Origin of the sequence: Enterobacter bugandensis (assembly GCF_900324475.1) — a bacterium.
GTDB lineage: Bacteria > Pseudomonadota > Gammaproteobacteria > Enterobacterales > Enterobacteriaceae > Enterobacter > Enterobacter bugandensis.
The window spans coordinates 1193247-1219978 of record NZ_LT992502.1 but is presented as its reverse complement, the minus strand read 5'-3'; the positions used below and the strand labels follow the sequence as shown (position 1 = coordinate 1219978).

Annotated in this window: 24 protein-coding genes, 1 tRNA gene and 1 pseudogene; 8 read left to right on the top strand and 18 right to left on the bottom strand. The window is 57.0% G+C overall.

Features of this window, described 5'->3' with window-relative positions:
- Nucleotides 1-15: 15 nt before the first annotated feature.
- The 4 genes from DG357_RS05835 to DG357_RS05820 form a co-directional block, all read right to left on the bottom strand.
- Complete coding sequence (locus DG357_RS05835) at nt 16-618, bottom strand: hypothetical protein (RefSeq protein ID WP_045260722.1); 603 nt, start codon at nt 616-618, stop codon at nt 16-18.
- A 78-nt stretch (nt 619-696) separates the two neighbouring features.
- Nucleotides 697-984: a helix-turn-helix domain-containing protein gene (locus DG357_RS05830; protein WP_028012247.1), complete on the bottom strand. Its 288-nt coding sequence runs from the start codon at nt 982-984 to the stop codon at nt 697-699.
- Nucleotides 965-1294: a type II toxin-antitoxin system RelE/ParE family toxin gene (locus DG357_RS05825; RefSeq protein ID WP_088205198.1), complete on the bottom strand. Its 330-nt coding sequence runs from the start codon at nt 1292-1294 to the stop codon at nt 965-967. Before DG357_RS05825 ends, DG357_RS05830 begins: the two co-directional genes overlap by 20 nt.
- 139 nt (nt 1295-1433) lie before the next feature.
- A complete protein-coding gene (locus tag DG357_RS05820; RefSeq protein WP_047367648.1) occupies nt 1434-2303 on the bottom strand; it encodes a helix-turn-helix transcriptional regulator in 870 nt (289 codons plus the stop codon).
- A gap of 107 nt (nt 2304-2410) precedes the next feature.
- Here DG357_RS05820 and DG357_RS05815 point away from each other — a divergent pair, with 107 nt between their 5' ends.
- Nucleotides 2411-3847 (top strand): MFS transporter, encoded by a 1437-nt coding sequence (locus tag DG357_RS05815; RefSeq protein ID WP_088205199.1) that lies wholly within the window; start codon nt 2411-2413, stop codon nt 3845-3847.
- Nucleotides 3848-3912: 65 nt separating this feature from the next.
- Nucleotides 3913-5157: a mechanosensitive ion channel family protein gene (locus DG357_RS05810; protein WP_041911005.1), complete on the top strand. Its 1245-nt coding sequence runs from the start codon at nt 3913-3915 to the stop codon at nt 5155-5157.
- Here DG357_RS05810 and DG357_RS05805 read toward each other — a convergent pair whose 3' ends face one another.
- The 7 genes from DG357_RS05805 to DG357_RS05775 form a co-directional block, all read right to left on the bottom strand.
- Nucleotides 5158-6129 (bottom strand): LacI family DNA-binding transcriptional regulator, encoded by a 972-nt coding sequence (locus DG357_RS05805; protein WP_088205200.1) that lies wholly within the window; start codon nt 6127-6129, stop codon nt 5158-5160.
- 75 nt (nt 6130-6204) lie between these two features.
- Nucleotides 6205-7347, bottom strand: a complete 1143-nt coding sequence (locus DG357_RS05800) for a Gfo/Idh/MocA family protein (protein ID WP_088205201.1) — start codon at nt 7345-7347, stop codon at nt 6205-6207.
- A complete protein-coding gene (locus tag DG357_RS05795) occupies nt 7340-8365 on the bottom strand; it encodes a sugar phosphate isomerase/epimerase family protein (RefSeq protein WP_088205202.1) in 1026 nt (341 codons plus the stop codon). Before DG357_RS05795 ends, DG357_RS05800 begins: the two co-directional genes overlap by 8 nt.
- 15 nt (nt 8366-8380) lie before the next feature.
- Complete coding sequence (locus DG357_RS05790) at nt 8381-9616, bottom strand: MFS transporter (RefSeq protein ID WP_088205203.1); 1236 nt, start codon at nt 9614-9616, stop codon at nt 8381-8383.
- Nucleotides 9617-9860: 244 nt separating this feature from the next.
- Nucleotides 9861-11249 (bottom strand): phenylalanine transporter, encoded by a 1389-nt coding sequence (pheP, locus tag DG357_RS05785; protein ID WP_047367642.1) that lies wholly within the window; start codon nt 11247-11249, stop codon nt 9861-9863.
- A gap of 102 nt (nt 11250-11351) precedes the next feature.
- Nucleotides 11352-13325 carry a PhoX family protein gene (locus tag DG357_RS05780; protein ID WP_088205204.1) on the bottom strand — a complete coding sequence of 658 codons (1974 nt, stop codon included), beginning with the start codon at nt 13323-13325 and terminating at the stop codon, nt 11352-11354.
- A 128-nt stretch (nt 13326-13453) separates the two neighbouring features.
- Entirely contained in the window at nt 13454-15637 is a 2184-nt protein-coding gene (locus DG357_RS05775; protein WP_088205205.1) for a TonB-dependent receptor, read from the bottom strand.
- A gap of 154 nt (nt 15638-15791) precedes the next feature.
- On the opposite strand from DG357_RS05775, the pseudogene DG357_RS22930 reads away from it, so the two are divergent.
- Nucleotides 15792-15910 (top strand): annotated as a pseudogene (locus tag DG357_RS22930) (hypothetical protein); the annotation flags it as partial.
- A 15-nt stretch (nt 15911-15925) separates the two neighbouring features.
- On the opposite strand, the gene DG357_RS05770 reads toward DG357_RS22930, so the two are convergent.
- Nucleotides 15926-16002: transfer RNA gene (locus DG357_RS05770), tRNA-Arg, on the bottom strand.
- A gap of 278 nt (nt 16003-16280) precedes the next feature.
- Between DG357_RS05770 and DG357_RS05765 the strand changes: the two genes are divergently transcribed.
- From DG357_RS05765 to fimZ, 3 genes are all read left to right on the top strand, one after another.
- A complete protein-coding gene (locus tag DG357_RS05765; RefSeq protein ID WP_049001006.1) occupies nt 16281-16979 on the top strand; it encodes an EAL domain-containing protein in 699 nt (232 codons plus the stop codon).
- Nucleotides 16980-17003: 24 nt separating this feature from the next.
- Nucleotides 17004-17720 (top strand): helix-turn-helix transcriptional regulator, encoded by a 717-nt coding sequence (locus tag DG357_RS05760; protein WP_028012233.1) that lies wholly within the window; start codon nt 17004-17006, stop codon nt 17718-17720.
- 812 nt (nt 17721-18532) lie between these two features.
- A complete protein-coding gene (gene fimZ / locus DG357_RS05755; protein WP_088205206.1) occupies nt 18533-19165 on the top strand; it encodes a fimbria biosynthesis transcriptional regulator FimZ in 633 nt (210 codons plus the stop codon).
- A gap of 51 nt (nt 19166-19216) precedes the next feature.
- Here fimZ and sfmF read toward each other — a convergent pair whose 3' ends face one another.
- The 6 genes from sfmF to fimA all read right to left on the bottom strand — a co-directional run bounded on the left by sfmF (nt 19217) and on the right by fimA (nt 25228).
- Nucleotides 19217-19738: a fimbria assembly protein gene (sfmF, locus tag DG357_RS05750; RefSeq protein ID WP_028012231.1), complete on the bottom strand. Its 522-nt coding sequence runs from the start codon at nt 19736-19738 to the stop codon at nt 19217-19219.
- 9 nt (nt 19739-19747) lie between these two features.
- On the bottom strand, nt 19748-20755 hold the full coding sequence (gene fimH / locus DG357_RS05745) for a type 1 fimbria D-mannose specific adhesin FimH (protein WP_088205207.1): 1008 nt from the start codon (nt 20753-20755) through the stop codon (nt 19748-19750).
- Nucleotides 20748-23309 carry a fimbrial biogenesis usher protein gene (locus tag DG357_RS05740; protein ID WP_088205208.1) on the bottom strand — a complete coding sequence of 854 codons (2562 nt, stop codon included), beginning with the start codon at nt 23307-23309 and terminating at the stop codon, nt 20748-20750. The genes fimH and DG357_RS05740 overlap by 8 nt, the downstream gene beginning before the upstream one ends.
- Before the next feature lie 14 nt (nt 23310-23323).
- Nucleotides 23324-24016 (bottom strand): type 1 fimbria chaperone FimC, encoded by a 693-nt coding sequence (fimC, locus tag DG357_RS05735; protein WP_028012228.1) that lies wholly within the window; start codon nt 24014-24016, stop codon nt 23324-23326.
- A 34-nt stretch (nt 24017-24050) separates the two neighbouring features.
- A complete protein-coding gene (fimI, locus tag DG357_RS05730) occupies nt 24051-24596 on the bottom strand; it encodes a type 1 fimbrial protein subunit FimI (protein ID WP_088205209.1) in 546 nt (181 codons plus the stop codon).
- Nucleotides 24597-24664: 68 nt separating this feature from the next.
- Nucleotides 24665-25228 (bottom strand): type 1 fimbrial major subunit FimA, encoded by a 564-nt coding sequence (gene fimA, locus DG357_RS05725; protein ID WP_028012226.1) that lies wholly within the window; start codon nt 25226-25228, stop codon nt 24665-24667.
- A 310-nt stretch (nt 25229-25538) separates the two neighbouring features.
- Here fimA and folD point away from each other — a divergent pair, with 310 nt between their 5' ends.
- Entirely contained in the window at nt 25539-26405 is an 867-nt protein-coding gene (gene folD / locus DG357_RS05720; RefSeq protein WP_028012225.1) for a bifunctional methylenetetrahydrofolate dehydrogenase/methenyltetrahydrofolate cyclohydrolase FolD, read from the top strand.
- 1 nt (nt 26406) lies between these two features.
- The gene (gene ybcJ / locus DG357_RS05715) at nt 26407-26619 is read left to right on the top strand and encodes a ribosome-associated protein YbcJ (protein ID WP_045356450.1); all 213 of its coding nucleotides are present in this window, start codon (nt 26407-26409) and stop codon (nt 26617-26619) included.
- Nucleotides 26620-26732: the final 113 nt, after the last annotated feature.

Sequence of the window (26732 nt, the reverse complement as noted above, 5' to 3'; positions counted from 1 at the left end):
GCTGCACGCGGCCCGTTACGTTTTACTGATGACCAGCCTGCGGTGTGGATGCACATCGCGATCGCTTCCCCAGGCAAAGGCAATCCAGCGCTCTTCCAGCTCGGCGTAAGAGTTTACGGGCGTTAACGTCCATTCTTCTCCCACTGTACCGTCTGCCACGCTAATGCGATAGTTCATGGTGAACGCCCAATCGATCATGCGCAGCCAAAACCGTTGCCCGTCCCCCGTTTGCTCGCTGTCGGAGACTACGATGTCGTATTCGCTGAGCACCCACTGGAAAAATAATTGCGGTAATCCGCTTATTACGCGCTGGTGGACGGCGCGCGGGGTGCGCCATACCATCACCTGCGTGGCGGCACCGTGGGGAAAGGTAATTTCTTTATGAAATGTAAGCTTCACGGCATACGCCGTATAAGGCTTACCGTCATCGGTAGTCACGAGACGATATTCATCACCATAACGCGATTTTAAAAGCCGGTATCCGACAGGCAGCAAGAACCCCGGCAGATGAAAATCCGCAGTACCCCGCGCCAGAAATGCTTCGGTATGTTCGACGTTTCGGGAGATAAGCCCGAGTTTTTGGCTGAACTCTGCGGAATCAATCATTAGTGGCGACATTAGTTGTTTCTCATCGCATAAGTATAGTCAACTTAACTTCCAATAGAAATCGCGTAAATTCAGCAAGTTGATTAAGCGTCAATAGAGCGTAATCTGCGGATGCTTTATCCCGCACACCAGCGCATAACGCGTTAATGTATCGAGACTCGCCCGGGTAATATTCGCTTCCATTCTTGATACCGTTGGTGCGCTGACGCCCATCCGCTCCGCCACCTGGGCGCGCGTCAGGCCAGCATGATTGCGCCATTGCGCCAGCATCTCCCGCAAACGCTCCTTGCGCTCTTCTGCATCAAAGGAAGCCTGAACCTCTGAATCGCTTAACAGTTCAGCCCTGAGTTCATCCCAGTCAATAATCTTCTTGCTCATCCAACATCTCCTGTTGTCGCTTCAGTGCCAGACGAAGTTCAGCAGAGGGCGTTTTTTGCGTCTTCTTAACAAACACGCGCAAAAGAAAAATCGTCTTTTCCCGCGGGTAAACATAGATACCTCGGGTATGGATCAGCCCAACGGTCCTTATTTCAAACAGGCCATGCGGCAATGGTTTGCTGTCAGGTTCCCGAAGAGCCGTCGGGTTTAAACGCAATTTATCAAGCTGGCGAATCAGCTTCGCCTTCACCCCAGCAGGTAGTAAGAGAATCTCTTCCCTTACCGCCTCATGAACGATAAGTCTGAACACGATATTTCATCCCTGATGATATTAGCATATAAGGCAATTTGCATTAAAGGCTAATTTAGCTTTTCGTGTCCCACCTTACCCATTTTTAACAGGAAGAACCGGAGCCGCTTTGATTACCTGAAAGCGCCTCGCAAAAAACTTACTTCCCCTGCGCCGCCAGCCATTCCATCGCCCTTTCCCCCGCCTCATCCACCGGGAGATACACCAGCAGCCGCGATCCGTTTCGCGGCGCGGAGTACCAGTACATCTGCTGCAGCGTAAAATCTCCCAGTTCTGGATGGGTAAAAAGCTTGAGCTGGTTCTCCACGCCTCGCACGTCGTTGCGCTGGTGCCACAGGGTTTTGAACTCTTCGGACACCGCGAAGAAGCGCGCCAGTTTGGCTTCCCACAGCGGGTCGCCCCGGTGCTCGGCCATCGCCGCGCGGAAATAGGAAACGAAAATCGGCAGCACGTCGTCGCGTCTGCCGAGACGCGCACGCCACGCCGGATGGGTAAGGAACAGGTAAATACAGTTGCGGTCTTCCGGCGGGATGGCGTTGAAATCGACGCCCATGAGATGCCCGAAGCTGTCATTCCACGCGACGATGTCGAAGTTGGGCTTCTGAATGCTGGCGGGTTTAGGCATCAGGGTATCCAGCAGGCGGCGCGTGCCTTCGCTGATGCCCTCGCAGCAGACCGCCTGCGGGGCTTCTCCCGGCGGCAAGCCGGCGAGCACGAAAAGATGCCGGGCCTCGGTCGGGGTGCACTGCAGCGCTTTTGCGATGGCGGCCATCACTGCGCTGGAGGGGTTGACGTCCCTGCCCTGCTCAAGCCAGGTGTACCAGGTCACGCCCACGTCAGCGAGCATCGCCACCTCTTCCCGGCGCAGGCCAGGCGTGCGCCGCCGACCGCTGCGCGGCAGGCCGAGACGCTGGGGATCGAGGCTTTCCCGCCGGGCGCGTAAAAATGCCCCCAGCTGTTTTCGGGTGTCATCCTGAAGTGAGGTGACGGGTTCAGACATCAAGGCCATAAATCCCCCTGCATGGTAGTGCCAGTACCAGTATAAGCAAGAACTGGTACCCGTTTATCAGATGGTTGATGCTACGACCATCTGATGAATGACGCAATGGAGTTACCATGAATACGTCAGTTGTTTCACCGGGTCGCGCAGGCCTGATATTGCTGTTAATCGGCCAGATGCTGCCGATGATTGATACCTCAATCACCAACGTGGCGCTGGACGCCATCACCCATTCGCTGCACGCCACCGCCACCGAGCTGGAGCTCATTGTCGCTCTCTACGGCGTGGCCTTTGCCGTCTGCCTTGCGCTCGGCAGCAAGCTGGGGGATAACCTTGGCCGCCGTCGCCTGTTTATGTGGGGCGTGGCAGTTTTTGGGCTGGCCTCGCTGCTGTGCGGGATGGCGGGAAATATTGAACAACTGCTGGCCGCACGCATCGTTCAGGGCGCGGGGGCAGCGCTCATCATGCCGCAGATCCTCGCCACGCTGCACGTCACGCTAAAAGGTAGCGCCCACGCGAAAGCCATTAGCCTGTTTGGCGGCATTGGCGGGATTGCGTTTATCGTCGGACAGATGGGCGGCGGCTGGCTGGTGTCGGCGGATATCGCCGGGCTGGGCTGGCGTAACGCCTTCTTTATCAACGTGCCGATTTGTCTGGTGGTGCTGGCGTTAAGCCGCCGCTACGTGCCGGAAACCCGTCGTGAAACGCCGTCGCGCATCGACTGGACAGGCACCGTGCTGCTGGCCCTCATTCTTTGCTGCCTGCTGTTCCCGATGGCGCTCGGTCCGCAGTGGCACTGGCCGTGGTCGCTGAAGGTTATGCTTCTTGCCATTATTCCGCTGGCCTGGCTGATGGCGCGGAACGCGCGCAAAAAGGAGCGAGAGAATGCCCATCCGCTGATCCCGCCACGCCTGCTTCAGCTTCGCAGCGTTCGCTTTGGCATCGTGATTGCGCTGCTCTTTTTCAGCGTCTGGTCCGGGTTTATGTTCTGTATGGCGCTGACCATGCAGACCGGTCTGGGGATGGCGCCGTGGCAGTCCGGGAACAGCTTTATCGCCCTGGGCGTGACCTATTTTATCTCTGCCTGGTTCGCGCCACGGTTGATTGCCCGCTACAGTACCAGCACGATTCTGCTGACGGGTCTGGCAATTCAGATAATCGGCCTGCTGGCGCTCATCGCGACGTTCCGGATTTGGGGCGTGAACAACACCGCGCTGACGCTGGCCCCAGCCACCGGGCTGGTCGGCTACGGCCAGGCGCTGATTGTAAACAGCTTCTACCGCATCGGGATGCGCGATATCCAGCCTGACGACGCAGGGGCCGCAAGCGCCATTCTCAGCACGCTGCAGCAGGCCGCGCTGGGTCTGGGACCGGCCATTTTCGGGGCGATTTTGCTGCACGGGCTGCAGAATTACCACGGGGATTACGCGCAGGCGATTACCCTTTTCCTGGCGGTGGAAACCGGCCTGATGGTTATCCTGGCGCTGGCGACGCTGCGCATGCGTCATCGTCTCTGCCTGCCGGTTGTGAAGGTCTGTGAGGCCGCCAAATAATCCTGTGAATTTGCATAATAGATCCGCAGCCGCCATTATGGGGCTGCATCAATACAGGAGACGTTATGCAGGAATTAATTGCTCAGGTTGAAGAGTTAGGGATTGAAATTAATCACACCACCTCTTTAGTGATTATCTTTGGTATTATTTTTCTCACCGCCATCATTGTTCATTTTATTTTGCACAAACTGGTGCTGCGCGCATTCGAGAAACGCGCGCAGGCCAGTAGCCATTTATGGCTGCAAATTATTACCCAGAATAAATTATTTCACCGTCTGGCCTTTACCCTGCAGGGGATAATCGTCAACGTTCAGGCGGTACTGTGGCTGCAAAAAGGCAGCGAAGCGGCGGAAATACTCACCACCTGCGCGAAGCTGTGGGTGATGGTGTATGCCCTGCTCTCCTTCTTCTCGCTGCTGGACGTGATATTTAATCTGTCGCAAAAGATGGCGACCGCCTCGCAGCTGCCGCTGAAGGGGATCTTCCAGGGCATCAAGCTGGTGAGCGCTATCCTGGTGGGGATCTTAATCATCTCCCTGCTGATCGGCCAGTCCCCGGCGATTCTGATAAGCGGTCTGGGTGCGATGGCCGCCGTACTGATGCTGGTGTTTAAAGACCCGATACTCGGCCTTGTGGCGGGTATTCAGCTTTCCGCCAACGACATGCTCAAGCTCGGCGACTGGCTGGAGATGCCGAAGTACGGCGCTAATGGTACGGTGACGGACATCGGCCTGACGACCGTTAAAGTACGCAACTTCGATAACACCATCACCACCATTCCGACGTGGGCGCTGGTCTCCGACGCCTTTATCAACTGGAGTGGGATGTCCGCCTCCGGCGGGCGACGCATCAAGCGCAGCCTGAATATCGATACCACCAGCATTCATTTTCTCGACGAGCAGGAGCAGCAGAAGCTGATTCAGGCGAAACTGCTGAAGCCTTATCTGGCCGCGCGCCATGAGGAAATTAGCCTGTGGAATCAGCAGAACGGCGAAGGGGAATCGGTATTAAACCTGCGCAAGATGACCAATATCGGCACCTTCCGCGCTTACCTGAATGAATATCTGCGTAACCATCCGCGTATTCGTAAAGATATGACGCTGATGGTGCGCCAGCTGGCGCCGGATGCCAACGGGCTGCCGATTGAAATATATGCCTTTACCAATACGGTAATCTGGGCGGAATACGAAGATATTCAGGCCGATATCTTCGACCATATTTTCGCGGTAGTGGATGAGTTTGGCCTGCGTATTCACCAGTCGCCGACCGGGAACGATATTCGCTCCCTGGCAGGCGTTATTGCCAGATAATCAGGTGCTGCCGCGGGAAATAAAGCGCCAGTCCATCATCACCCTTTCCGTGGGCGCATCCGGGTTGTCGATTTTGTTTAAGAGAAGATTGACCGCCTTGCGCCCGATATCCCGCGACGGCTGTTCGATGGTGGTAAGTGAAATCATGTCCGCCAGCTCCGTACCGTCAAAGCCGACCACGGCAATATCCTCCGGCACCCGCAGACCTGCCTGCTGAATGGCGCGCAACGCGCCCGCCGCCAGCGTATCGGAAACGGCAAATACCGCATCCGGCGGATTATCTTTTAACAGGTTTTGCATCGCCGCCATGCCCGCCCCCGAGCTGAGATCGCTGGCATACTCCACTGCCTGATAGTCCAGATCCCGCAGGTGGATCACGCTCTTGTAGCCGCGTTCGCGCAGGCGGGCATATTTGTAGCTGAGATCGTGGTTGATCATCGCGATACGCTTGCGGCCGCCGTCGGCCAGCTGGCTGACGGCATGCTGTGAAGCGTCCACATCATTGATGCCGACGCAGGAGACCGCGCCCGCATCGGCGTATTCGGCGCACTGCACCCACGGTGCAGAACCAATCAGCGCGGCAAGTTCCGGCAGCTTCGAGAAGGCGTCCATGGTGATAATGCCGTCGACGATTTTGCCGGAGAGTAGGCTTAAGCCCGAGCGGGAGCGCTCGATGTCCGAGCCGGAGTTGCATAGCAGAATGCGGTAGCCGTTTTTCTCCGCCTCGGCTTCGATGCCCTTCACCACTTCGGCGCAGAACGGGTTGGCGATGTTGGACACCATCACCAGGATCATATAGCTGCGGGCGGTGCGCAGCTGACGGGCGAGCAGGTTTGGCTGGTAGTTGCTCTCCTGAATCGCCTGCAGAACGCGCTCGCGGTTTTTCGCCTTCACGGTGTCGCTGTTATTCAGCACGCGGGAGACCGTTGCCACGGAAACCCCGGCCAGCTGAGCGATTTTCTGAATTGACATAGCGACGATACATCCTGCGGTTAGCGTTTTGTGCAGGCTACCATAAATTTGTTGCCCGGCGAACCGGGCAATGCGTCAGCATTCCACGCGCACCCAGCGCTGCTGCTGATGGCTTTTCACAATGGCATCAATGATATACATCACGTTTGCGCCATCGTGAAACGTCGCAAACTGCGGCGTCTCCGGCATTGCGCCCGCCTGCACGGCGCGGTAGAACTGCGCCATCATATTTTTGAAGGCATCCGGCCAGCCTTCAATGTGCCCGCCGGGGAAATGGGCGCTGTCGGCAACGTCAGGGTTCATCAGCCCCGGATCGTCGGTGAGCGTCTGGTTTGCCTGCGCACGATGGCCGATCCACAGCTGCTGCGGCACCTCCTGGTCCCACGCCAGCGAGCGCTCGCTGCCGTTGATCTCAAACGTCAGGCGGTTTTTACGCCCGGCGCTCACCTGCGAGACGCTAAAGCAACCCTTGCTGCCGTCGTCAAAGCGGAACAGCACCGAGCCGAAGTCTTCGGTCGTGACCGGTTTGTCTTCATACTCCGCCTGTTCGTCATGGGAGAAGGTTTGATTCCCGCCCTTGCTGGCCCTGCGCGTCGGCCAGACGATGGAGAGATCCGCCATCACCTCGGTAATGCGCCGCCCGGTGACGAACTGCACCGTGTCGCACCAGTGGGAGCCGATATCCGCCACCGCGCGCGATGCGCCGCCGAGCGCGGCATCCACCCGCCAGTTGTAGTCGGTTTCCAGCAGCATCCAGTCCTGTAGGTAGCTGCCGTGTGAGGCAAAAATCCGCCCGAGGCTGCTTGCGCGCAGCATGCTCGCCGCCTGACGCACCATCGCAAACTGGCGATAGACGAAGCTCACGCCATGCACCACGCCCGCCTGCTCCGCCAGCGCCACCAGCTCGCGCGCCTCCTCAGACGTCATGCACAACGGCTTTTCGGAAAACACGTGTTTGCCCGCGCGCAGGATCTGGCGGTTAATCTGTGCGTGCAGGTGGTTCGGCGTGCAGTTGTGCACTACGTGCAAATCAGGGTGCGCGAGCAGTTCCTCAACGCTGCCGTACGCGTGCGGTACGTTTAGCAGGCGCGCCTTTTCCTGCGCCTTAACGAGCGAGCCGTCACACAGCGCGGCCACCTGAACAAACCCGAGGCGCCTGAGCGCCTCGATATGTGCCGGGCCAATAAACCCGCTGCCGACGATCCCGACGTTAATCATGGCTGCCCCCTGCGGCGAAATCGTCAAACGCCCGTCCGGAAACGGGAATGATATGGCGGCGGATAAATTCGCTGCCTTCGCGCGCGCCGGTATCGCCGTCCTTCAGGCAGCACTCCCACTCCAGCACCGCCCAGCCGTCGTAGTCGTACTGGGTCAGCTTGCTGAAAATGCCCTTAAAGTCGATCTGCCCGTCACCGGGCGAACGGAAGCGACCGGCGCGGTTGATCCACGGTTGGTAGCCGCCGTACACGCCGCTGCGCCCGCTGGGGCGGAACTCGGCATCCTTCACGTGGAACGCCTTGATGCGCGCATGGAAGATGTCGATAAAGGCCAGATAGTCCATCTGCTGGAGCAGCATATGGCTCGGATCAAAGAGGATGTTGCAGCGCGGATGGTTATCCACCAGCGCCAGAAAACGCTCGAAGGTCACGCCGTCGTGCAGATCTTCCCCGGGATGCAGCTCAAAGCAGACGTCCACCCCCTGCTCGCCAAAGGTATCCAGTATTGGCCGCCAGCGGGTTGCCAGCTCCTCGAACGCTTCCTGAAAACGCTGCTCGTTATGTGGCGGCCACGGATAGAAAAACGGCCACGCCAGCGAGCCGGAGAAGGTGGCGTGCGCCTTCAGACCTAATCTTGCCGAGGCGACCGCCGCCTGCTTCAGCTTCTCCGTGGCCCACGCCCGACGGGCCGCATCGTTACCGCGCACGGCGGCGGGCGCGAAGTGGTCAAACGCGTCGCTGTAGGCGGGGTTCACCGCCACGAGCTGCCCTTCCAGATGGGTAGACAGTTCGCTAATGACCAGCCCGTGCGCGGCCAGCGTAGCGGCGATGTCATCGCAGTAGGCCTGGCTCTCCGCCGCTTTCTCGACGTCAAAGATGTGCGGATGGTTGCAGGGGATCTGCACCGCCTTATAACCTTTACCTGCCGCCCATTCAGCCAGCCCGTCGAGCGAATTAAACGGCGCTTCTGCGCCAATAAACTGCGACAGAAAAATGCCGGGTCCTTTCATCGTCCTCATACCACCTCCTGAACGTTACGCCTTGTCATCGTCATACTTAAACGTGAGAAGGAAAATCAGCGCGATCGCCGCGGCCGCTACCGCCGGGATCCACCAGAATGTCACCCACGCCTGCGGCACGGTCTGCCCTGCCACCAGGCGGTTATAGAGCGCGCCGGAAATCTGCGAGCCAAGCAGCATGCCGATGCCGTAGGTGAACATCACGATCATGCTCTGGGCCTGGCCTTTGACCTTTTCGCCTGCCACCCGGTCGGTGTAGATAAAGCCGACGACAAAGAAGAAATCGTAGCAGACGCCGTGGAGCAGAATGCCGAGATACAGCAGAATGCGCCCCTCCTCGCTGACGCCCAGCGCGAACATGGCGTAGCGCACAAACCACGCCAGCATGCCGATCAGCAGCATGACCTTCACCCCCAGGCGGCGGAATAGCAGCGGAATGACCAGCATGAAGAAGATCTCGGACATCTGCCCGAAGGACATGGCGGTGCTGACGTCGGCAATTCCTGCATCCGCCAGATACGAGGCGGTGTAGGCGTAATAGGTGCCGAGCGGGACGGAGATCAGCATCGCGCAGACGGAGAAGACGAAAAAGTGGCGGGTTTTGAGCAACGCAAAGGCATCCGCGCAGAAGAGATCGCGCACCTTCACCGGCAGGCCTTTCGCGGGCGCAGGCGTGTGCGGCAGCGTCAGGCTGTAAAGCGCCAGCAGCACGGAGCTGGCCGCCGCTACCTTAAAGATGGTAACGCTGGACGCCACGCCGGTGACGCCGATGAAAATGCCCGCCACGATCCAGCCGATGGTGCCGAACACGCGCACCACCGGGAAGGTTTTATCCACGTTCGCCAGGCTATGGAACGCGATGTTGTTGGTCAGCGCCAGCGTCGGCATGTAGCAGAGCGTGTAGCCAAACAGCAGGCCAATCAGCAGCGCGCCGTTCTCGGCAATCAGCGCCCCCGGCACGAACCAGAGGATCGCCGCGCCCGCGAGGTGCATCATCGCCATCACCTTCTGCGAAGCGAAGAAGCGGTCCACCAGCATCCCGAGCACGAACGGCGAAAGAATCGAGGCGATGGGCCCGGCGGAGAAGGCATCGCCAATCAGCAGAGACATGTTGTGCTGGGTCATCACCAGGCCGAGCGTGACCGACCAGCTACCCCAGATAAAAAATTGCAGAAACATCATCAGCGACAGCCGCGGCACCAGCAGCCGGTGCTGCACTATCGCCTTTTCACTACTTTCAGTTGACACCATGATAAGCCTCACCCGGAAAAAGTAATCGATTACAAAACAACTCAAATGAAAAGTAATCGATTACAAAATAAAGATCCTGTGGATCGTAGAAGATTTGGGAGGGGGGTCACGATAAAGATGAAGCAGTGTTTTGTAGGCCCGGTAAGCGCAGCGCCACCGGGCGTGAAGGCAGGTGCGGTCTGGTTTGGTGCGGTCTGTTGCCCTCACCCCGGCCCTCTCCCACAGGGAGAGGGAGAAAAACGGGCTACTTTTTGCGTGAGAGCTTAAACGCGATAAACAGGAACACCACCCATACCGGCAGCAGCATTGCTGAAAGTCGCATCTCATCCATGGTGCACATCAGCACCAGAATCAACGCCAGGAACGCGATACAGAGGTAGTTCCCCGCCGGATAGAGCAGCGCTTTGAACTGCGTCTCGCGCCCCTTGCGGCGCATCGCCGCGCGGAAACGCAGGTGCGCCAGGCAGATCATGATCCAGTTCAGCAGCAGCGTCGCCACAACCAGCGCCATCAGCAGGCCAAAGGCCTGTTTCGGCAGCAGGTAGTTAATTAGCACTACCAGAGACGTAATCGCGCCGGAAAGGAACAGCGAATTGACCGGCACGCCGCGGCGGCTGACGCGGGTAAGGAACTTCGGTGCGTTGCCCTGTACGGAGAGGCCAAACAGCATACGGCTGTTGGAGTAGACCCCGCTGTTGTACACCGACAAAGAGGCCACCAGAATGACGAAGTTCAGTGCCGAAGCCACCACGTTGCTGTTGAGATCGTGGAAAATCATCACGAACGGGCTGCTGTCGGACTTCACTTCCACCCACGGATAGAGCGCCAGCAGCACCACCAGCGAGCCGATATAGAACAGCAGAATACGGTACACCACCTGGTTGACCGCTTTCGGAATGCTTTTATGCGGATCGCGCGCTTCGGCCGCGGTAATGCCAATCAGCTCCAGACCGCCGAAGGAGAACATAATCACCGCCAGCGAGAGGATGAGCCCTTTCCAGCCGGTCGCCAGGAAGCCGCCGTGCTGCCACAGGTTGTCGATAGTGGCCCGCTCGCCGCCGTGGCCGGAGAACAGCAGCCACAGGCCAAAGCCGATCATGCCGATAATTGCCAGCACCTTGATCAGCGCAAACCAGAACTCGGTTTCACCATACAGGCGCACGTTGACGAGGTTAACGGCGTTAATGATGATGAAGAAGGCCGCCGCCCAGATCCACGTGGGCACGTCCGGCAGCCAGTACTGCATGTAGATGCCGGCGGCGGTCAGCTCCGCCATCCCCACCAGCACGAACATCACCCAGTAGTTCCAGCCGGAGAGGAAGCCTGCGAACGGGCCCCAGTATTTATAGGCAAAGTGCGCGAAGGAGCCTGACACCGGCTCTTCAACGACCATCTCGCCGAGCTGGCGCATGATCAGGAAGGCGATAATCCCGGCGATAGCGTAACCCAGCAGAACCGCCGGGCCGGCCATCTGAATGGCGGGGCCGATGCCGAGAAACAGCCCGGTACCGATTGCGCCGCCGAGGGCAATTAACTGAATATGTCGATTTTGCAAACCACGTTGCAGCGTCGGATTCTGATCCGACGAGGCTTCAGCGCGACCATGGCCTGAAGCGGATGACGCGTCTTTCACGCCCTACCCCTGTCTCTTTTTTAGAAGGGGCACGTTTTAACACTTCATGCTGGTGGTAGCAAGCTTAACGCCGGGCCAGCGCGTGCGCCCGGCGGATAAACGTCACGACCCGATAATTCCGCCGTCCGCTTTCACGATCACCACCGTGGACGATCGCGGGCGTCCGTTCGGGCTGGCGTCCGGCCAGTTAGAGACGGCGCGAGGATTGGCCGGGTCGGTAATATCATCCCCGCCCTCCCCTGGGTGCTGAATGTTGATAAACAGCGTGCGGTTGTCCGGCGTAAACGCAATGCCGGTGATCTCACACCCGCGCGGCCCGGTCAGGAAACGGCGATACTCGTTGGTGCCCGGAATGGTCGCCACCATCTGGTTATTGCCCATTCCCTCGTACGCTTTCTTATTGATGGTGCTGGAGGAGACGTCGGTCTGGATCCACAGGACGCCCTGATGATCGAAAGAGAGTCCGTCCGGACTGCCGAATGCCGCGCCCTGCATGGAGCCTTTGGCCTTCGGATCGTCGCCGTCGGTGCGTCCGGCCATGACCAGAATATCCCACTTAAAGCGTGCGGCAGCAGGGTCCGCGCCGTCTTCGTGCCAGTGCATGATATGCCCAAACACGTTGTTGGCGCGCGGGTTGGCGGCATCCACCGGCGCTTTCCCCTCTTTCCCGCGATCGCTGTTGTTGGTGAGCGTACAGTAGACGCTGCCGCTGGCGTGCGGATCGACGGCTATCCATTCGGGGCGATCCATTTTGGTCGCCCCCACCGCGTCGGCCGCCAGGCGGGTTTTAATCAGCAGATCGCCCTGGCTTTCAAACCCTTTACTCTTATCCAGGCCATTTTGCCCGAAGATCAGCGGCAGCCAGTCTCCGCTCCCGTCCTCGTTGAACCTGGCGACGTACAGCGTGCCGGAGGTCAGCAGCTGCATATTGGCTTCACGGTTCGCGGGATCGTATTTTTTGTCCGAGACAAACTTATAGATGTACTCAAACTTCTGATCGTCACCCATATAGACCACCACGCGATTATCAGCGGCGAGCGTGACGGCAGCCCCCTCATGCTTGAAGCGACCGAGCGCGGTATGCTTGCGTGGCGTAGAGGTCGGGTCGTAAGGATCGATCTCCACGACCCAGCCGAAACGGTTGGGTTCGTTAGGGGTTTTATCGACGCTGAACCGCTCGTCCACCTCGTTCCAGCGGTAGGATTCATCGCTGTCGCTGATGCCGTAGCGTTTTTCCAGCGGATTGAGATCGGCTTTTTTGACAAAAATATCCGACCAGTTTTCCTCGCAGGTGAGATAGGTGCCCCACGGCGTGTGGCCGTTAGCGCAGTTTTGCATGGTGCCCAGCACGCGTTCCCCCTGCGGGTCGGCGGCGGTTTTCATTAAGTCCTGATGCCGCGCCGGGCCGGTAAGCTGCATCGGCGTATTGACGGTGATGCGGCGGGCATATGAAGACGGGCGTACCACCTGCCAGTCGCTGCCCGCTTTTTTCACTTCCACCACCGACACGCCCATCGCGTTCTGCCCCTTGCGGGCCTTGTCGAGGCTCCAGTTCGCCGTACCGTCGGTAAACAGCATCCCGTTGTCGATGTATTCATGGTTCATCGCCAGCAGGCCATGCTCCGGGTTTTGCTCCCCCTGCGGCAGGCTAAACCACGCCATGCCGTCGTGGTGCATGCCCGCCTGCACGGCCTGTTCATCCGTAGTGTTGCTGGCGTCCGGCTTAAAGGCTGGCATGTTGTTTTTGATCCCCGTCGGGTCCCCCCAGCGATAGAACGGGCGGGCAATATAGCCTTCCGGCACCCTGACCGTATCTTCGGTGGAGACGTCGATGCTGGTAAAGCCCAGGGAAACCGCTTTTGCCAGCGCGGAAGGCTTCGATACCGCGGCAATGGCGTTCTCAGGTTTGATCAGAAACGGGAATGATACGGCGGCCCCCGCAACGGCCCCCATCTGGAGAAAACGGCGGCGGGAGAGGAACACCTCCGCCACCTCGGAGAATACCGGGTTTGCGCTGCGGTTAGCGATGTCGTCGCGATGTTCTTTTTTAAAAACGGATTTGAGGGGTCTGCCCATAGCGGCTTCCTGTCATTGGCCAAGAGGTAAAAGAGTTGGCGACCAGTGTAAGAAGCTTTTATTACAATTTTATAACACGATGACGGAAGGATGGGGGCATCCGTGCCCCGGATAACGAGGTGGAACGCTTAGAACTCGTAGCCCACCGAGACCTTAAAGGTACGCGGTTCGCCCTGAGTGATGTAGGTACCGGAATCGTCCACGCTGGCCCAGTAGTTCTCATTGGTCACGTTGTCGATGCCCGCGCGCACGGTCATCTGGTTTGCGTTGTGGTTCACCGCGAAGCGATAGCGCATGCCCAGATCCAGCGTGGTGTAGCTATCCAGCTTTTTGCTGTTCGCGAGGTCGGCATACTGCGTGCCGGAGTGGTTCACGCGCGCGGTCGCTGTCAGGCCGTCAACCGGCTTGATGTCGTACTCCGCGCCCAGCACGGCGTAGAAGTTCGGAATACCAATTGCATCGTTGCCCTGGTTCACGCCGTTTTTGGTTTTGGTTAGCTCCGCCTGCAGCCAGGTGGCGCTGGCGTTCAGACGCATCCCGAGCATCGGCTCGCCGAAGACGTTCAGCTCCACGCCACGGTTGCGCTGTTCAGCGTCCAGGCCGTAGTGATTGTTAGCATCGAGGATCGCCGAGGGCATTTTAATCTCAAACAGCGCCAGAGAGCCGCCCACGCGCCCGAAGTCCGCCTTCACGCCCACTTCGTTCTGCTTAGAGTGAACGATGCCGGTGCTCTGGCCGTAGTTGGTGGCGGTGTTAGGTGCGGTTTTGCCCGGCTGCAGCGCTTCGGTGTGGTTGGCGTAGAGGGAAATTTCTTCCCACGGTTTGTAAACCACGCCGTAGGTTGGCATCCAGCGGCTGCCGTCGAAGCCGTCCGCGTCGTTCTCTGCGCCGGTAATTTTGTTATACCCGCGAACGACCACTTTCTGATGGCGCGCGCCTGCGGTGAACAGCAGCTTGTCATCAAACACGCCCAGGGTATCGCTCAGCAGCCAGCCCTGGGTGCGGGTGCGCCCGCTGGTCAGCGGATCGCTGTATTTACCGCCGGAGCCGTTGAAGTTGGTGCTGTCCGGCATATCCACGCCGGTGTTGTGGTAGATGTTGGTGGTCGGGTTATCCTTCGCCGCCGACATTTTCCAGGCGATTTTTTCGTTTTTGGTCATTGCGGAGTACCCGACGTTGACCTTGTGCGAGACGAAGCCGGTGTTGAAGTTGCCGCGAATGCCCGCCATCCCGCTGACGGAATCGCTGATGCGATTGGTATCCAGACGGCTGGCCGTCGCCTTGCCGCTCTTGTCCACCAGCTTCGGCGCGCTGTAGATCCCTTCTTCATGCGCGTGCTGCGCGCCCAGGCCGGTATAGGCGGTCCAGCTGTCGGTGATGTCATACTCGCTGCGCCACATCCCGAACTCGTTTTCGATATCGCTGTAGGCCCACTTCTGCGAGAAGTTACGATCGTTTTTCGGCGGTTCAGGCACGAAGTCCACCGCCGAGATGTTGACGCTGGTCGGGCTGCCGTGGAAGGTTTTCTTCTGATAGCCCAGATCCAGCGAGGTGCGGAAGCGGTCGCCTTTGTAGTCCAGGCCGGTGGAGAGCAGCGTGGTGCGGCGGCGGTCGTTCGGTACGCCGGTTTCCCCTTCACGATGCACGAGGTTCACGCGCGCGCCGAACTGGTCGTTATCGCCAAAGCGACGCCCCGCATCCAGCGTGGTGCCAATCTGGGAATCAGAGGTGTAGTCCACGCCCACTTTCGCCTGCGGCGTTTCCCCGGCATGCTTTGGCTCAAGGTTAATCATCCCGCCCACGCCCGAGCTTGCCGCGCCGTTCATCAGGGAGTTGGCCCCTTTGAAGATCTCAATGCGGTCGACCATCTGGGCATCCACCACCTGACGCGGCAGCACGCCGGAGAGGCCGCCGAAGGTCATGTCGTCGCCGTCAAACTTCAGGCCGCGAATGCGGAAGGTTTCCGCGCTGTTGCCGTAACCCTGCACAAACTGTACGCCCGCGTCGTTGGCGACCACGTCAGCAATGGTTTTCGCCTGCTGATCTTCCACCAGTTTTGAGGTGTAGCTGATGATGTTGAACGGCACGTCCATGGCGTTCTGCTGGCCGAGCATCCCCATTCGCCCGCCGTTGGCCACCTGCCCGTCAAGGAAGGCCGGCACCAGCTGGTCGCCACCGGGTTTAAAGTCGCCGGCAGGTGCAGACTGCACAACGATGGTGTCTTCTTTTTTATCCTCTGCCGCCCAGGCGGAATGTGTAACCGCGCCAATGGCGAGCGCCAGCAGCGTTTTGTGCATTTTGGTGTTGTTCATCGTTAACTCGTTTGAAAGTGCGCGCAAAAATAGCCCGTGGACGGGCCTTAGAATATATTGGTTGCAATGCAAATGAGAACTATACGCATTATCTATGCTTTGGCAAGCGCAAATCTCTGCAGGATCCTGCTCAAGTTAATGCGTGATAAAAGGGGATGCTCACCTTGCGCTGAACCATTTAAGTGAACACGCACGGAAAATTGAGGCCATTTTGGCAACCATGACGCAAATACGACACAAGGAGAAAATCAGGCTGGTTTGAAACTGGCGTAAGTGCCTGTTTCTAAATGGCACGCCCTGTAGGATTCGAACCTACGACCTACGGCTTAGAAGGCCGTTGCTCTATCCAACTGAGCTAAGGGCGCACTGAGAAGAGTGAACTTCGCGGTGGTGAAACGCGAAGAATTATACGGTCAATGTCAGGTGAGTCAATGCCTTTTCCGTTTTCGGGGGCAATTACCGCTAGCCGATTGTAAATACGGCTATTTTCTCAACATTTCTCACTGTTTCACCGTAAAATTTAGCGCTGCGAAAAGGCTTAGTTGTATTTAAGTAACGCCTGCTGTTTTCCTGCTCGTCGGCTCGTCACACTAGAGCAAGGTTTCCCGGCCGCCTGGAGGCTGACAGACAACAGGACAATGGAGTGACAGCGCACAACCCGTTCGATACGCCCCCCCGATTACAGTTTATTTCTCAGGACATCGTCGGCATCAAACTGGAGCCTGTCGTCGCCCTCACCTCTCAGCGTCAGGTTGGCGTGGAGGTGCTTAGCATTCTGTCCGAAACGCAGCACAGCGAGGATTTTTTTCGCCATCAGTCGGCAGGCTGGTCAATGACGCTGCTTGAAGCGCAGCTTGCCGCACTAAAAAAGACGCCGCACGGTAATAACCTTTTTATTAATCTGCCGATAACCGTTATGACAGAGCCAGCGTCTTTTCAGCGGCTCATCAATCTGAAAAACACGCCGCTGAATATCGAGATTGTTGATCTCTCTGCCTTTCTGGCTTTCTCTGCCGCACAGAAGCAGCGCGTCATTCAAAACCTGTCGAAACTCCGGGAACAGGGGCACAGTATATGGCTGGATGACATCGACGAAACGGTCATTCAGCCGTTTTTATTTTGTCGATTACCGTTGAACGGCATCAAAATTGATAAGGGCGCATTCTGGCGTTTACGCGCCACACCCGCGCTGAGGCAACTGGTTTCACGTTGCTTTCAGCTGGCCGGGAGCGTGCTCATCGAAGGTATTGAGACTGAACGCGATCGCACCTGGGCACTGCAGGCAGGCGCAGATCTCGGCCAGGGATATTACTGGCCGTCCTGGACATGGCCGGAGGATTAAAGAGCCATTTCCAGGAGGGAGACCATGCGAATGACAGTGCGCCGTTACCGGCGGCGGCGTACAGGAAGTGATGCACTGGGATTTACGCGCTCACCTTTTGCTCCCCCCTTTTTCGACCGGCTCGAGTTTTTGAGCCAGTCCATCAGCCAGCCCCGAAAAACCGACGCTCCGTTTATCATTCTGGTCACGGAGGATCATTTTCTGCGCACCGGTTTTCTCAATGGGCAGTTTCCCCTGAGCAGCTGTTGCGACTATATCTCGCTGGATGATGCGCTCGGCGCTCAGGCACAATGGCCTTCAGCGCGTCTGGTGGTGGATGTAGAAAGCCGTTCCACCGGGCTGATTGATCAACTGGATCAGTTAAGAAGGCATAGCCTGTATCCCCCCTTCCTGACGCCGTGGCTACTGGTCCGGGCAGATAATTATGATACCCGCCTCTTCTGCAAAGCGGCGGGGCCTTTTCACGTGCTGGAACGTCAGATGAACGCGGCAGGGCTTCAACACAGCCTGATGGATGCCCGCCCACCGCAGGGGTCCGATAAAGACTGGTTTTCCCGCAATGAATGGCCCATTTTGCAGGAGCTTGCCCGCGGTAAGACGCTGCGTCAGATTGCCCTTCTGCAGAATCGCCCCTATAGCCGCATTATCTATCGTCTTAGCTGCATCCTGCTTAAGCTGGGGCTGAGCCATCGCCAGGAATTGTTACACCTTCTTAATAACCTCTCTGACTGCACGTTTTAACTTACGCACTAACTTCTTATTTCCTAAAGCGCTTTAGGAATTTACTTACCACGCATGTTATTAAATGGTTAAATTTTAACAATGTATTCGATTTTATAACTATTCCTAATTTATGCTTCGGAACCATGTGAAATGTCACAGAATGAACCAAAGGCAGCACTTTCCTCCATCCGTTAAGTGAATGCAGAATGCGTTAATAAGATGATAATGATGTAAAAACAAGCAGCTTCGCTTCACTCTCCAGGAGTGGAAAGCAAAGTGGATAGCATGTTCTCCTGCGCGATGATGGCGTGACGTTGATGCGCCTTAAGCACTTTCAGATGAAGGTTTGACACCTTGCGAGGGCACTTTTTCGCCTCTTTGACCCTGGGTCGCCCGCCGAATCGACGGCCTTTTTTATTAACAATTACGCAACATAAAGAGACATCTGTTATTTTTTGTTATTACATAAAGATGAAAAGATGCGGTAAATGGGATAACAGGATATTTCCGCTAAATTTAAAAACATAGCCATTAAGATCCAGAAGATAATACAAACCAATAAGCGGAGACTAATTTACAGGGTTTTCGGAAAAAACTTACTCTGTATAATAAGATGCGTACCAAATCTGAATAAGAAAAATCTTTTTGCCAACACCAGCCAAATGAGATGACCGCGCTGAGGCACTGTTCTTTTCATTACGTAAACAAGGATGCTTTCGCTCTTTCCAGGGAAATACTACGGTATAGGGATCTGCACTTTATATCCTTCCGGCATTTCGAGAGTTTTACAAAACTCTGCATAACGCTTTTAACAATCTGAGGCATTAAAAATGAAACCGGCATCCGTTATCATTATGGACGAACATCCTATCGTCAGAATGTCGATAGAGGTCCTGCTACAGAAAAATAAAAATATCACAGTCAAGCTTAAGTCTGGCGATAGCCATGAAGTTCTTGACTGTATTCGTAATCATCCTATCGATTTGGTGATCCTTGACATCGAACTTACGGGCACAGACGCCTTCGCTTTACTGAAGAGAATCAGAAACTTAAACAAAGACATCAAGATTCTGTTCCTCTCCTCTAAATCAGAGTTATTTTACGCGGGTCGTGCGATTCGCGCCGGGGCCAACGGCTTCGTCAGTAAACGAAAAGATTTGGGTGAGATCTACAACGCCGTAGAGATGATTCTGATGGGTTATTCTTTTTTCCCGTCGGAAACGCTGAATTTTATAAACCATATGGGTTCGGGAAAAGGGATGGCAGTGGATATGCCATTATCGAATCGCGAGGTCACGGTATTACGTTATCTGGCGAATGGATTATCCAATAAGGAGATTGCTGAACAGTTACTGTTGAGCAATAAGACCATCAGTGCGCACAAATCCAATATTTATTCCAAGCTTGGCGTACAAAGCATCGTGGAATTAATAGATTACGCCAAAGCGCACGAGCTACTATAACCTGAATTCACTCCCTGCAGTTTATCCGAGCTGCAGGGAGTGCGGTCAGTGCTAATTATAATTAATCATGAAGGTAGCATCCGCATCAGCCCGTCCGGGCTGAGGGTTATCGGCCGTGGCAATATAATTGGCATAAAATGATAGGGTCGCATTCCCCTGTGCATCAACCGTCACCGGCTGGCTGGCCTGCTGAAGCGCCAGACGCGTTTTATCCGCATCCCTGATCTCGACGGCGACGTGGCTCGCTGTACTGGCATCATTCAGCGCCAGCAACCCGCTATTGCTCCCGTCAGCCTTACCCGAGAACGTAATGGACGCCGCCCCGGGCGGACAGCCGGTCAGCTTCAGCGTGAAGGGCATAGGCTGCGTGCGGCTCCCTGTGGTGTTGAGTTGCTTCGTGGGCCAGGTGCCCAGCGTGACCGTTTTGTCGCTATCGTTACCCTCTGCCACGCAGGTGAAATCGACAATATTGCCGTAGAGCCGAATATTAATTTCGCCCAATGCGGTTTCCGCCTGAGCCTGGGTGCAAAGCGCAAAGAGCGCCACGGTGATAAAACGGATCCCGTTTCGCATGTCTGCTCCTTAGTCGTAATCCACACGCAAATATCCGCGCGAGGTAAAGCGCCCTTCCGCTGGCTTGTTGCCCGTCACGCTCACCGGCCAGACCCGGATCCCCACCTGCGCCTGCGCGCTGTCGTCCAGGCGGAACGGAATTTTGCTCGTCAGCTTGTTAGGCGTGAGCGGCGCACCGCTCTCGTTGGCAATGATAAACCCCACATCCGGGTTATCCGACACCACCACATTATTGGAGACCTTTTCAGCCTCGACGCGCATCGTCAGCATAGCGTTTGCCTCCACGTTGGTGCATTTAATCGCGATGGTTTTGCTTTGCGATGAGACGCCCTCCGGCTTGTTACCCACGCCTGCCTTGCTGAACAGGGAGGCGCCAATGTCGCCGAAATCAAATTCAACCACATTGCCGGCGTTGATGGCGCAGCTCTGCGGCACCTGAATGGTTCCGCTGTAGCTGATGGTGTAGACCGGCGTGGTCAACGGATCGGAGGAGGTTGTGGTGACGTAAACGCGGAACATGGTGGCACGCGGGATCACCACCATATTGATAAAGCGTCGGGTCACCTTAAGACGGAAAATAAGGCTGGAATCCTGCACGCCAAACGGTTTGTTTTTTGAAACGTTCGGATGGCTCCCCATCTGGATATAGCTTTTGGGTGGATAAAACGCGCCAGCATAGCTGTCCGTGATCTTCATCGCCCCGTCCAGATAGTCGTTAAGCTTCAGATACTGATAGCCATCGCTGGTCCCGGTGATCGGGTAATCCGTCACGTAGCTGCGCTTGGTGGTATTCCCGACGGTGCCCTTCGGGCAGACGGCGTTTACCCCCACCCACTGCGATTTCTCGCTGAGGGTGACAACCTGCCCAACCTGGTTATTCGAGCTGTTGAATTTATCCGTCAGGTCGTAATGCACCTCCGTCGGCACGCCCTTTTCATTGACGCACACGGTGGCTAACGCGTTTGTCGCGGGCAGGAGTGCCAGAAGCGACAAGGCAAAGATATGGATTTTAATCACAGCGGATCCCCTTAAGTGTGATCGCCTGTTGCAGGCTCTTTTCAGGCAAGCTGTAAGGCGCACGGCACTGGGACTGCACCCCGTTACCCCACTGGACCAGCAGTTCGCCTTCCAGCGGCAGCCCACTCAGGTAAATTTGCCCGTCATCCCCCACCATGCTGGTCACGCCGCTCTGGGTTTCGCGCACCACGGCGCCGAACGGCACCGGCTGGTTGCCGCGCGTTACCGTCAGCAGGGCGCGCACGCCAATGCGGGTATCAAAGCTGGCGCGGACCAGCGCGCCTTTGGTCGGCACCACGCTGCTCACGTTGTTTTCGATGTCGGTGTTGTTGCTCATGGTATTGGTATCCAGCGCCACGCGGTTGTAGCGGTAGACGGTGGCATACGGCATGACCGCGTAGCCTCGCCAGTCGGTCTTCACGCCGGTCTGGTTTTCCACGCTGACGCCTGATGCCCCCGGCGCCTTAATCAGCACGTTGGTATCGCCCAGCGGCTGGCTGAAGGTCACGCCGTCTGAATGGCCAACCACCCCGCCGGAGAGTTGCCAGTTGAGATCGTGCTGATCGCGGGAATAGTTGTAGCCCACGCCCAGCGTGCCGTAGGTTGCCTGCCAGTTGGCGCTGGCGCTTCCGCTTGAGCCGTTGTTGCTGGCGTGTCCCTGGGTCACGCTGTAGTTCAGGTTGCGGTCCTCAAGCAGCGTGCCGCTGACGCCGGTTTGCCAGCTCGTGTCGCCATCGCTGTTTCGGCTGGCGGATGCGGTGGCATAGGCGCGATCGATCGCGCTGTCCCGGCGATAGCCCTGGCGGGTAAAGAGGCTAAACGGCACGGAGACGTTAAACGACGCGATCCGGTCGGTACCGTCGATCCCGACGGATTTGTTCCACGACCATGACAGGGAGTAGTTGATCCCCTTCACGCCCCCCGCGTAGCCCAACTGATACCAGAGGTTCGTTTCGTCCGTCCCCCAGTAGGTTTGCTCGCTCCCGGAGATATAGACCGAGCCGTAATCCCCCAGCGACTGGGAAATGTTGAGCTGGAAGCGGCCTTTTTTATTCCACGTCAGGTTGTGATAGCTCTGCACGTCCGGCACATCGTTATCGTCCTGGCTATCGGCATACTGGTAGCCCTCCATTGAGCGCCAGGCGACGTCGTCCAGGGTGTAAAACCCCTTCGTTGAGTAGCGGTAGCCCAGCAGTTGGAAGTTGGTGCCAAACCCGTTCAGCGATTTTGCATACAGAAAACGCAGGGACTGACCTTCATGTTTGCTGTCGTCCGCGAGCTGGCTGCGGGCGTGGGTGATATCGACGGAGACTGCGCCCCAGTCACCGAGGTTTTTCCCGGCCCCGACGGCCACTGCGGTATAGCGTGACGCCAGCTGGGTGCCGCCATAGAGCGTAAAGCCGTTAGCAAGGCCGGTAATCAGGGTGCCCTGGGCGAAGAACGGTGTATCCTGGTCGCTGTTACCGCTGCGGTAATCCCCCGCCACGAGGTCATATTTCCAGCGCCCTTCACGCTGCAGGAGCGGCACGGTGGAGTACGGCACGGTGTAGCGCTGCTGGCTGCCGTCTTTCTCTTCCACCGTGACGTCAAGGTCACCGCTGGAGGAGGTCGGGTTAAGATCGGTAATGGCGAACGCGCCGGGCTGGACGTAGCTTTGATAGATAACGTAGCCGTTCTGGCGAACCACCACTTTGGCAGGCGTACGGGCAATACCGCGTACGGTCGGCGCGTAACCCTGCAGGCTGTCGGGGTACATGCTGTCAGACGAATAGAGCCGCCCGCCGCGAAAACCGACGCTGTCGAAAACGTCATTCCCGGTGTTGCTGTCGCCCAGCACTAGCTCACTTTTCAGTGGGATAACGGTGCGCTGCGCCCAGGTGCCAATATTCTGCCACTCGCTGCGCCGCTTCCCGTTATTTTGCGTGTAGCGCCATGCGCCGTTGTTGCGTAAACGCCAGGCACCATAGTTCAGCCCGCTCTGCAGGTTCAGGTAATAGCTGTCGTCTTCGCTTCCCCGGTTGCCCGTAAAGCTGTAGTTCACCAGCGCGGCGGGAATGCCTTCATCCCACTGTTCAGGCGGAATATAGCCGCGCGCGCTGTTTTGCATTGCCACCTGCGGCAGGCTGACGTTCAGGCGCTGTGAAGCAAAGTTAAATACCGTTTCGCTGCCGGGAATGGCCGTGGTCAATGGAACGCACGTTTCACCCTGCACCTTCGCCAGCTCGGGAAATGCGGCAACGTTGACGCCAAAGCGATCGAGCATCGCGCGCGTAATGCACGGCGACAGGCCGCCCGCCACCGGCGGCGTGTTCTCGGCCTGTTCAAAACGCACGTCCTGGGTGCCGATAAACTCATCGTTACGCCAGATATCCACGCGATAGATGCCGGGTGCCTGCTGGTGCCCCTGTTCAAAACGCGACAAATCCGCCACGCTGGCGGTGTCGTCGGATAAGAAGGCCGGGTTGAAGTAGCTTTCGCTCCAGCCAGCCTGCGGCCAGAGCGCGGCCATCAGCGCCAGTGCAACCGGGCAGTAACGTCCCTGGTGGTTTTTCATCGCCCTGACTCTGCTCACAGGTTGACGCTGCGCGCCGGTGTAATGGCGCCGTAGTCATTCACGCTCTGCCAGGAGAGCGTACCGCCGGCCCCGGCGGGCAGCACCTGCTGAGCCGAGTTTTTCGGCGCGACCATCAGGTTTTCCAGCGTCTGACCGCCCAGCTTCAGGTTGACCAGAGTGATGTAATACGGCGAGGCGTTGCTGACTTTGAGATGGTTCCCCACGCGCTCAAAGCGCAGCTGGGAAAGCGCCTCATCCGGCTGCATCGCCAGGTTATTCGGGCGCACAAACAGCTTGATGCGCGAAAGGATCGCCAGCTGCAGCACGTTATTGTTTTCCGTTTTCGCTTTGTTCACTGACGGGATCGCCTTCACGTTCATGTAAAAGAGCGATTCGCGATCGGCGGGCAGCGCGGGCCCGGCGTAAATAATACGCAGCGTGTTTTCGCTGTCCGGCTCGCTAACGAACAGCGGCGGCGTGACGGCAAAGGTTTTTTCCTTTTGCCCGCTGGCATTTTCGATCCACGCGTTAATTAAGTAGCGTTCTTGTTTATTGCTGTTGGTGATCGCCAGCGACGTTTGCTTCGCATCCGCCGGATAAATAACGCGCGTGGCCCCCAGCGCAATACCGCCGGAAGCATTCGCGCAAGCAGAAACCATCATTAAAATAAACGATAAAAGCAGTCCTGGTTTAATTAGCATATTCATCAAAACCGTACCTTTAATAATGTGTTCGCAGGTGTTATGGATAAATCAACGTAAACCAGACATCCGACTGAATATTGCCTGGCACGAGGTGTTCGGAAATAGCGCGATAGCGGGCGCTAAAATGAAATGCGAGCTCGCTGGTATTCACGGGCAACCAGCTGACGGCCGTCGCATTCGGGATAATCTGACGCTGCTGCTCATCAAAAAGCGCCAGCCCTACACCGCTGCTGACAGGCCTTTCACCTGGCCGCGATGTCGCCAGAAAAACCTGCGGATCTTCCGCGGGCGTCACGCCCTGAAATTGGATCCCCACGATGCGGGAGACATCCACGCTGCAGTCCAGCAGCCGCACGGTGAACGGCACATTAACCGTTGAAAAGCTGCCCACACCGGAAAATGAATTGGTTCGGTACTGCCCCATGTCGATGCGCATATTCTGGCTGTCGGGCGCCACGGCGCAGCCGCCGTTTACCAGCTCCCCACGAAGATGCACCTTGCCGCCTTCGATCACCACGGTATGCGCCGATGCCGGGCAGGCCATCGCAAGGGTTAACAGCAGTAGTGTTCCAGTCCTTGTCATCCTTCGTTCCTGGCAGTAGCGTATGACGGGCCTCGTCCCTGAGGCCTGAACATCCCTGTGCGAGGGTATTATTCGTATTTCATTACGAAGGTGGCGTCAGCGTTCGCCTGGCCTGGCTCGGTGGTTGCAGCCGTTGATTTGTAGCGCGCGGTGAATTGCAGGGTGTTAGTCCCTTTAATCAGGTCTTTCGCGGCAGAGAAGGTGGCACCGTCCGGGGTCAGCACGCTAGATTTGCTGTCGAGGATCTCGATACCCACGCCTTTCGCGGTGTTGTCGTTGTTACCGGACGTCACGGCCAGCAGGGTTTTGTCGGTCGCGTCGATCTGGCCGGTGAAAGCAACGGCAGCGGTTTTCGCAACCAGCGGATCGCAGTCATTCAGTTCAATGTTGAACGGAATATTAGAGGTGGTGTCGCCCACTTTGGTGAATTTCGCGGTACGATACTGACCGAGATTAACCGTCTGCTCGGAAGAATCGGTATTTACTGAACAAGCAGCATTAACCAGTTCACCTTTAAAATGCACGGTACCGCCATTTACGGTAACCGGCGTAACGGGATCGGCTGCATTAGCGGCACCCGCGACCAGGGCCAGTGTTGCAATAACAGAAGAAGCAATGTTGCTGAGTTTCATGTCTATTCCTTTAAAATGTAAATAACCCTTCCCGCGAAAAATCGGGAATAAGAAATACGTTCAATTGCATAATTGAAAACTTATTTCGGAGGAGACAAAGTAGCTCAGGATGTAATTTTTAAATATGTCAAAACACTGCCATTTCGCCAGGTCACATCCTAATCCCGTCTAAGAAATTGACCATCACTTAAGAAGGGTTTTTGCGCCTCACGGATGAAAACTCGTAAAGGGTGACTGACAGCGGCGCTCGCTTCTGACAAAATACAAGCAATCCCCCCTTTCAAACGTTACAGACGGAATCTTCTCTCTGATGGCAGCAAAGATTATTGACGGTAAAACGATTGCGCAGCAGGTGCGCTCTGAGGTCGCGGAAAAAGTGAAGGCGCGTAAAGCCGCCGGAAAACGCGCTCCCGGGCTGGCCGTTGTGCTGGTTGGCAGCAACCCGGCATCACAGATTTATGTCGGCAGCAAACGCAAAGCGTGTGAAGAGGTGGGGTTCGTCTCCCGCTCTTACGATTTGCCGGAAACCACCAGCGAAGCGGAACTGCTGGAACTTATTGACACCCTGAATGCCGATAAAGAGATCGACGGCATTCTGGTTCAGCTGCCGCTGCCTGCGGGCATCGACAACGTGAAGGTGCTGGAGCGTATCGCGCCGGATAAAGACGTCGACGGTTTCCATCCGTACAACGTGGGCCGCCTGTGCCAGCGCGCGCCGCGTCTGCGCCCGTGCACCCCGCGCGGCATCGTGACGCTGCTGGAGCGTTATAACATCGACACCTACGGTCTGAACGCCGTGGTCATCGGCGCGTCCAATATCGTGGGCCGTCCGATGAGCATGGAGCTGCTGCTGGCCGGCTGCACCACCACCGTGACCCACCGCTTTACCAAAAACCTTCGCCACCACGTTGAAAACGCCGATCTGCTGATCGTCGCGGTCGGCAAGCCGGGCTTTATTCCGGGCGAGTGGATCAAAGAGGGCGCGATTGTCGTGGACGTCGGGATTAACCGTCTGGAAAACGGCAAAGTGGTCGGCGACGTGGTGTACGAAGATGCGGCGGCTCGCGCCTCTTACATTACGCCAGTGCCGGGCGGCGTTGGCCCGATGACTGTAGCAACGCTGATTCAGAATACTTTGCAGGCATGCGAAGAGTACCACGATGTAGAGGAAGCATAAGATGGCCACATTTTCATTAGGCAAACACCCGCACGTTGAGCTGTGCGATCTGCTCAAGCTCGAAGGCTGGAGCGAAAGCGGCGCGCAGGCGAAAATCGTTATCGCCGACGGGCGGGTTTTAGTCGACGGCGTGGTGGAAACCCGCAAGCGCTGCAAAATTGTCGCCGGCCAGACCGTGAGCTTTGAAGGGCAGAGCGTGACCGTGACGGCCTGAGTCCTCCTCACCCTCTCCCCAAAGGGGAGAGGGGATCAAAAATCCCCCCATATCCATCACGGTTAATTATCGATCAACTTCAAATAATCACTATTTCATCTGTTGAAAGGTGA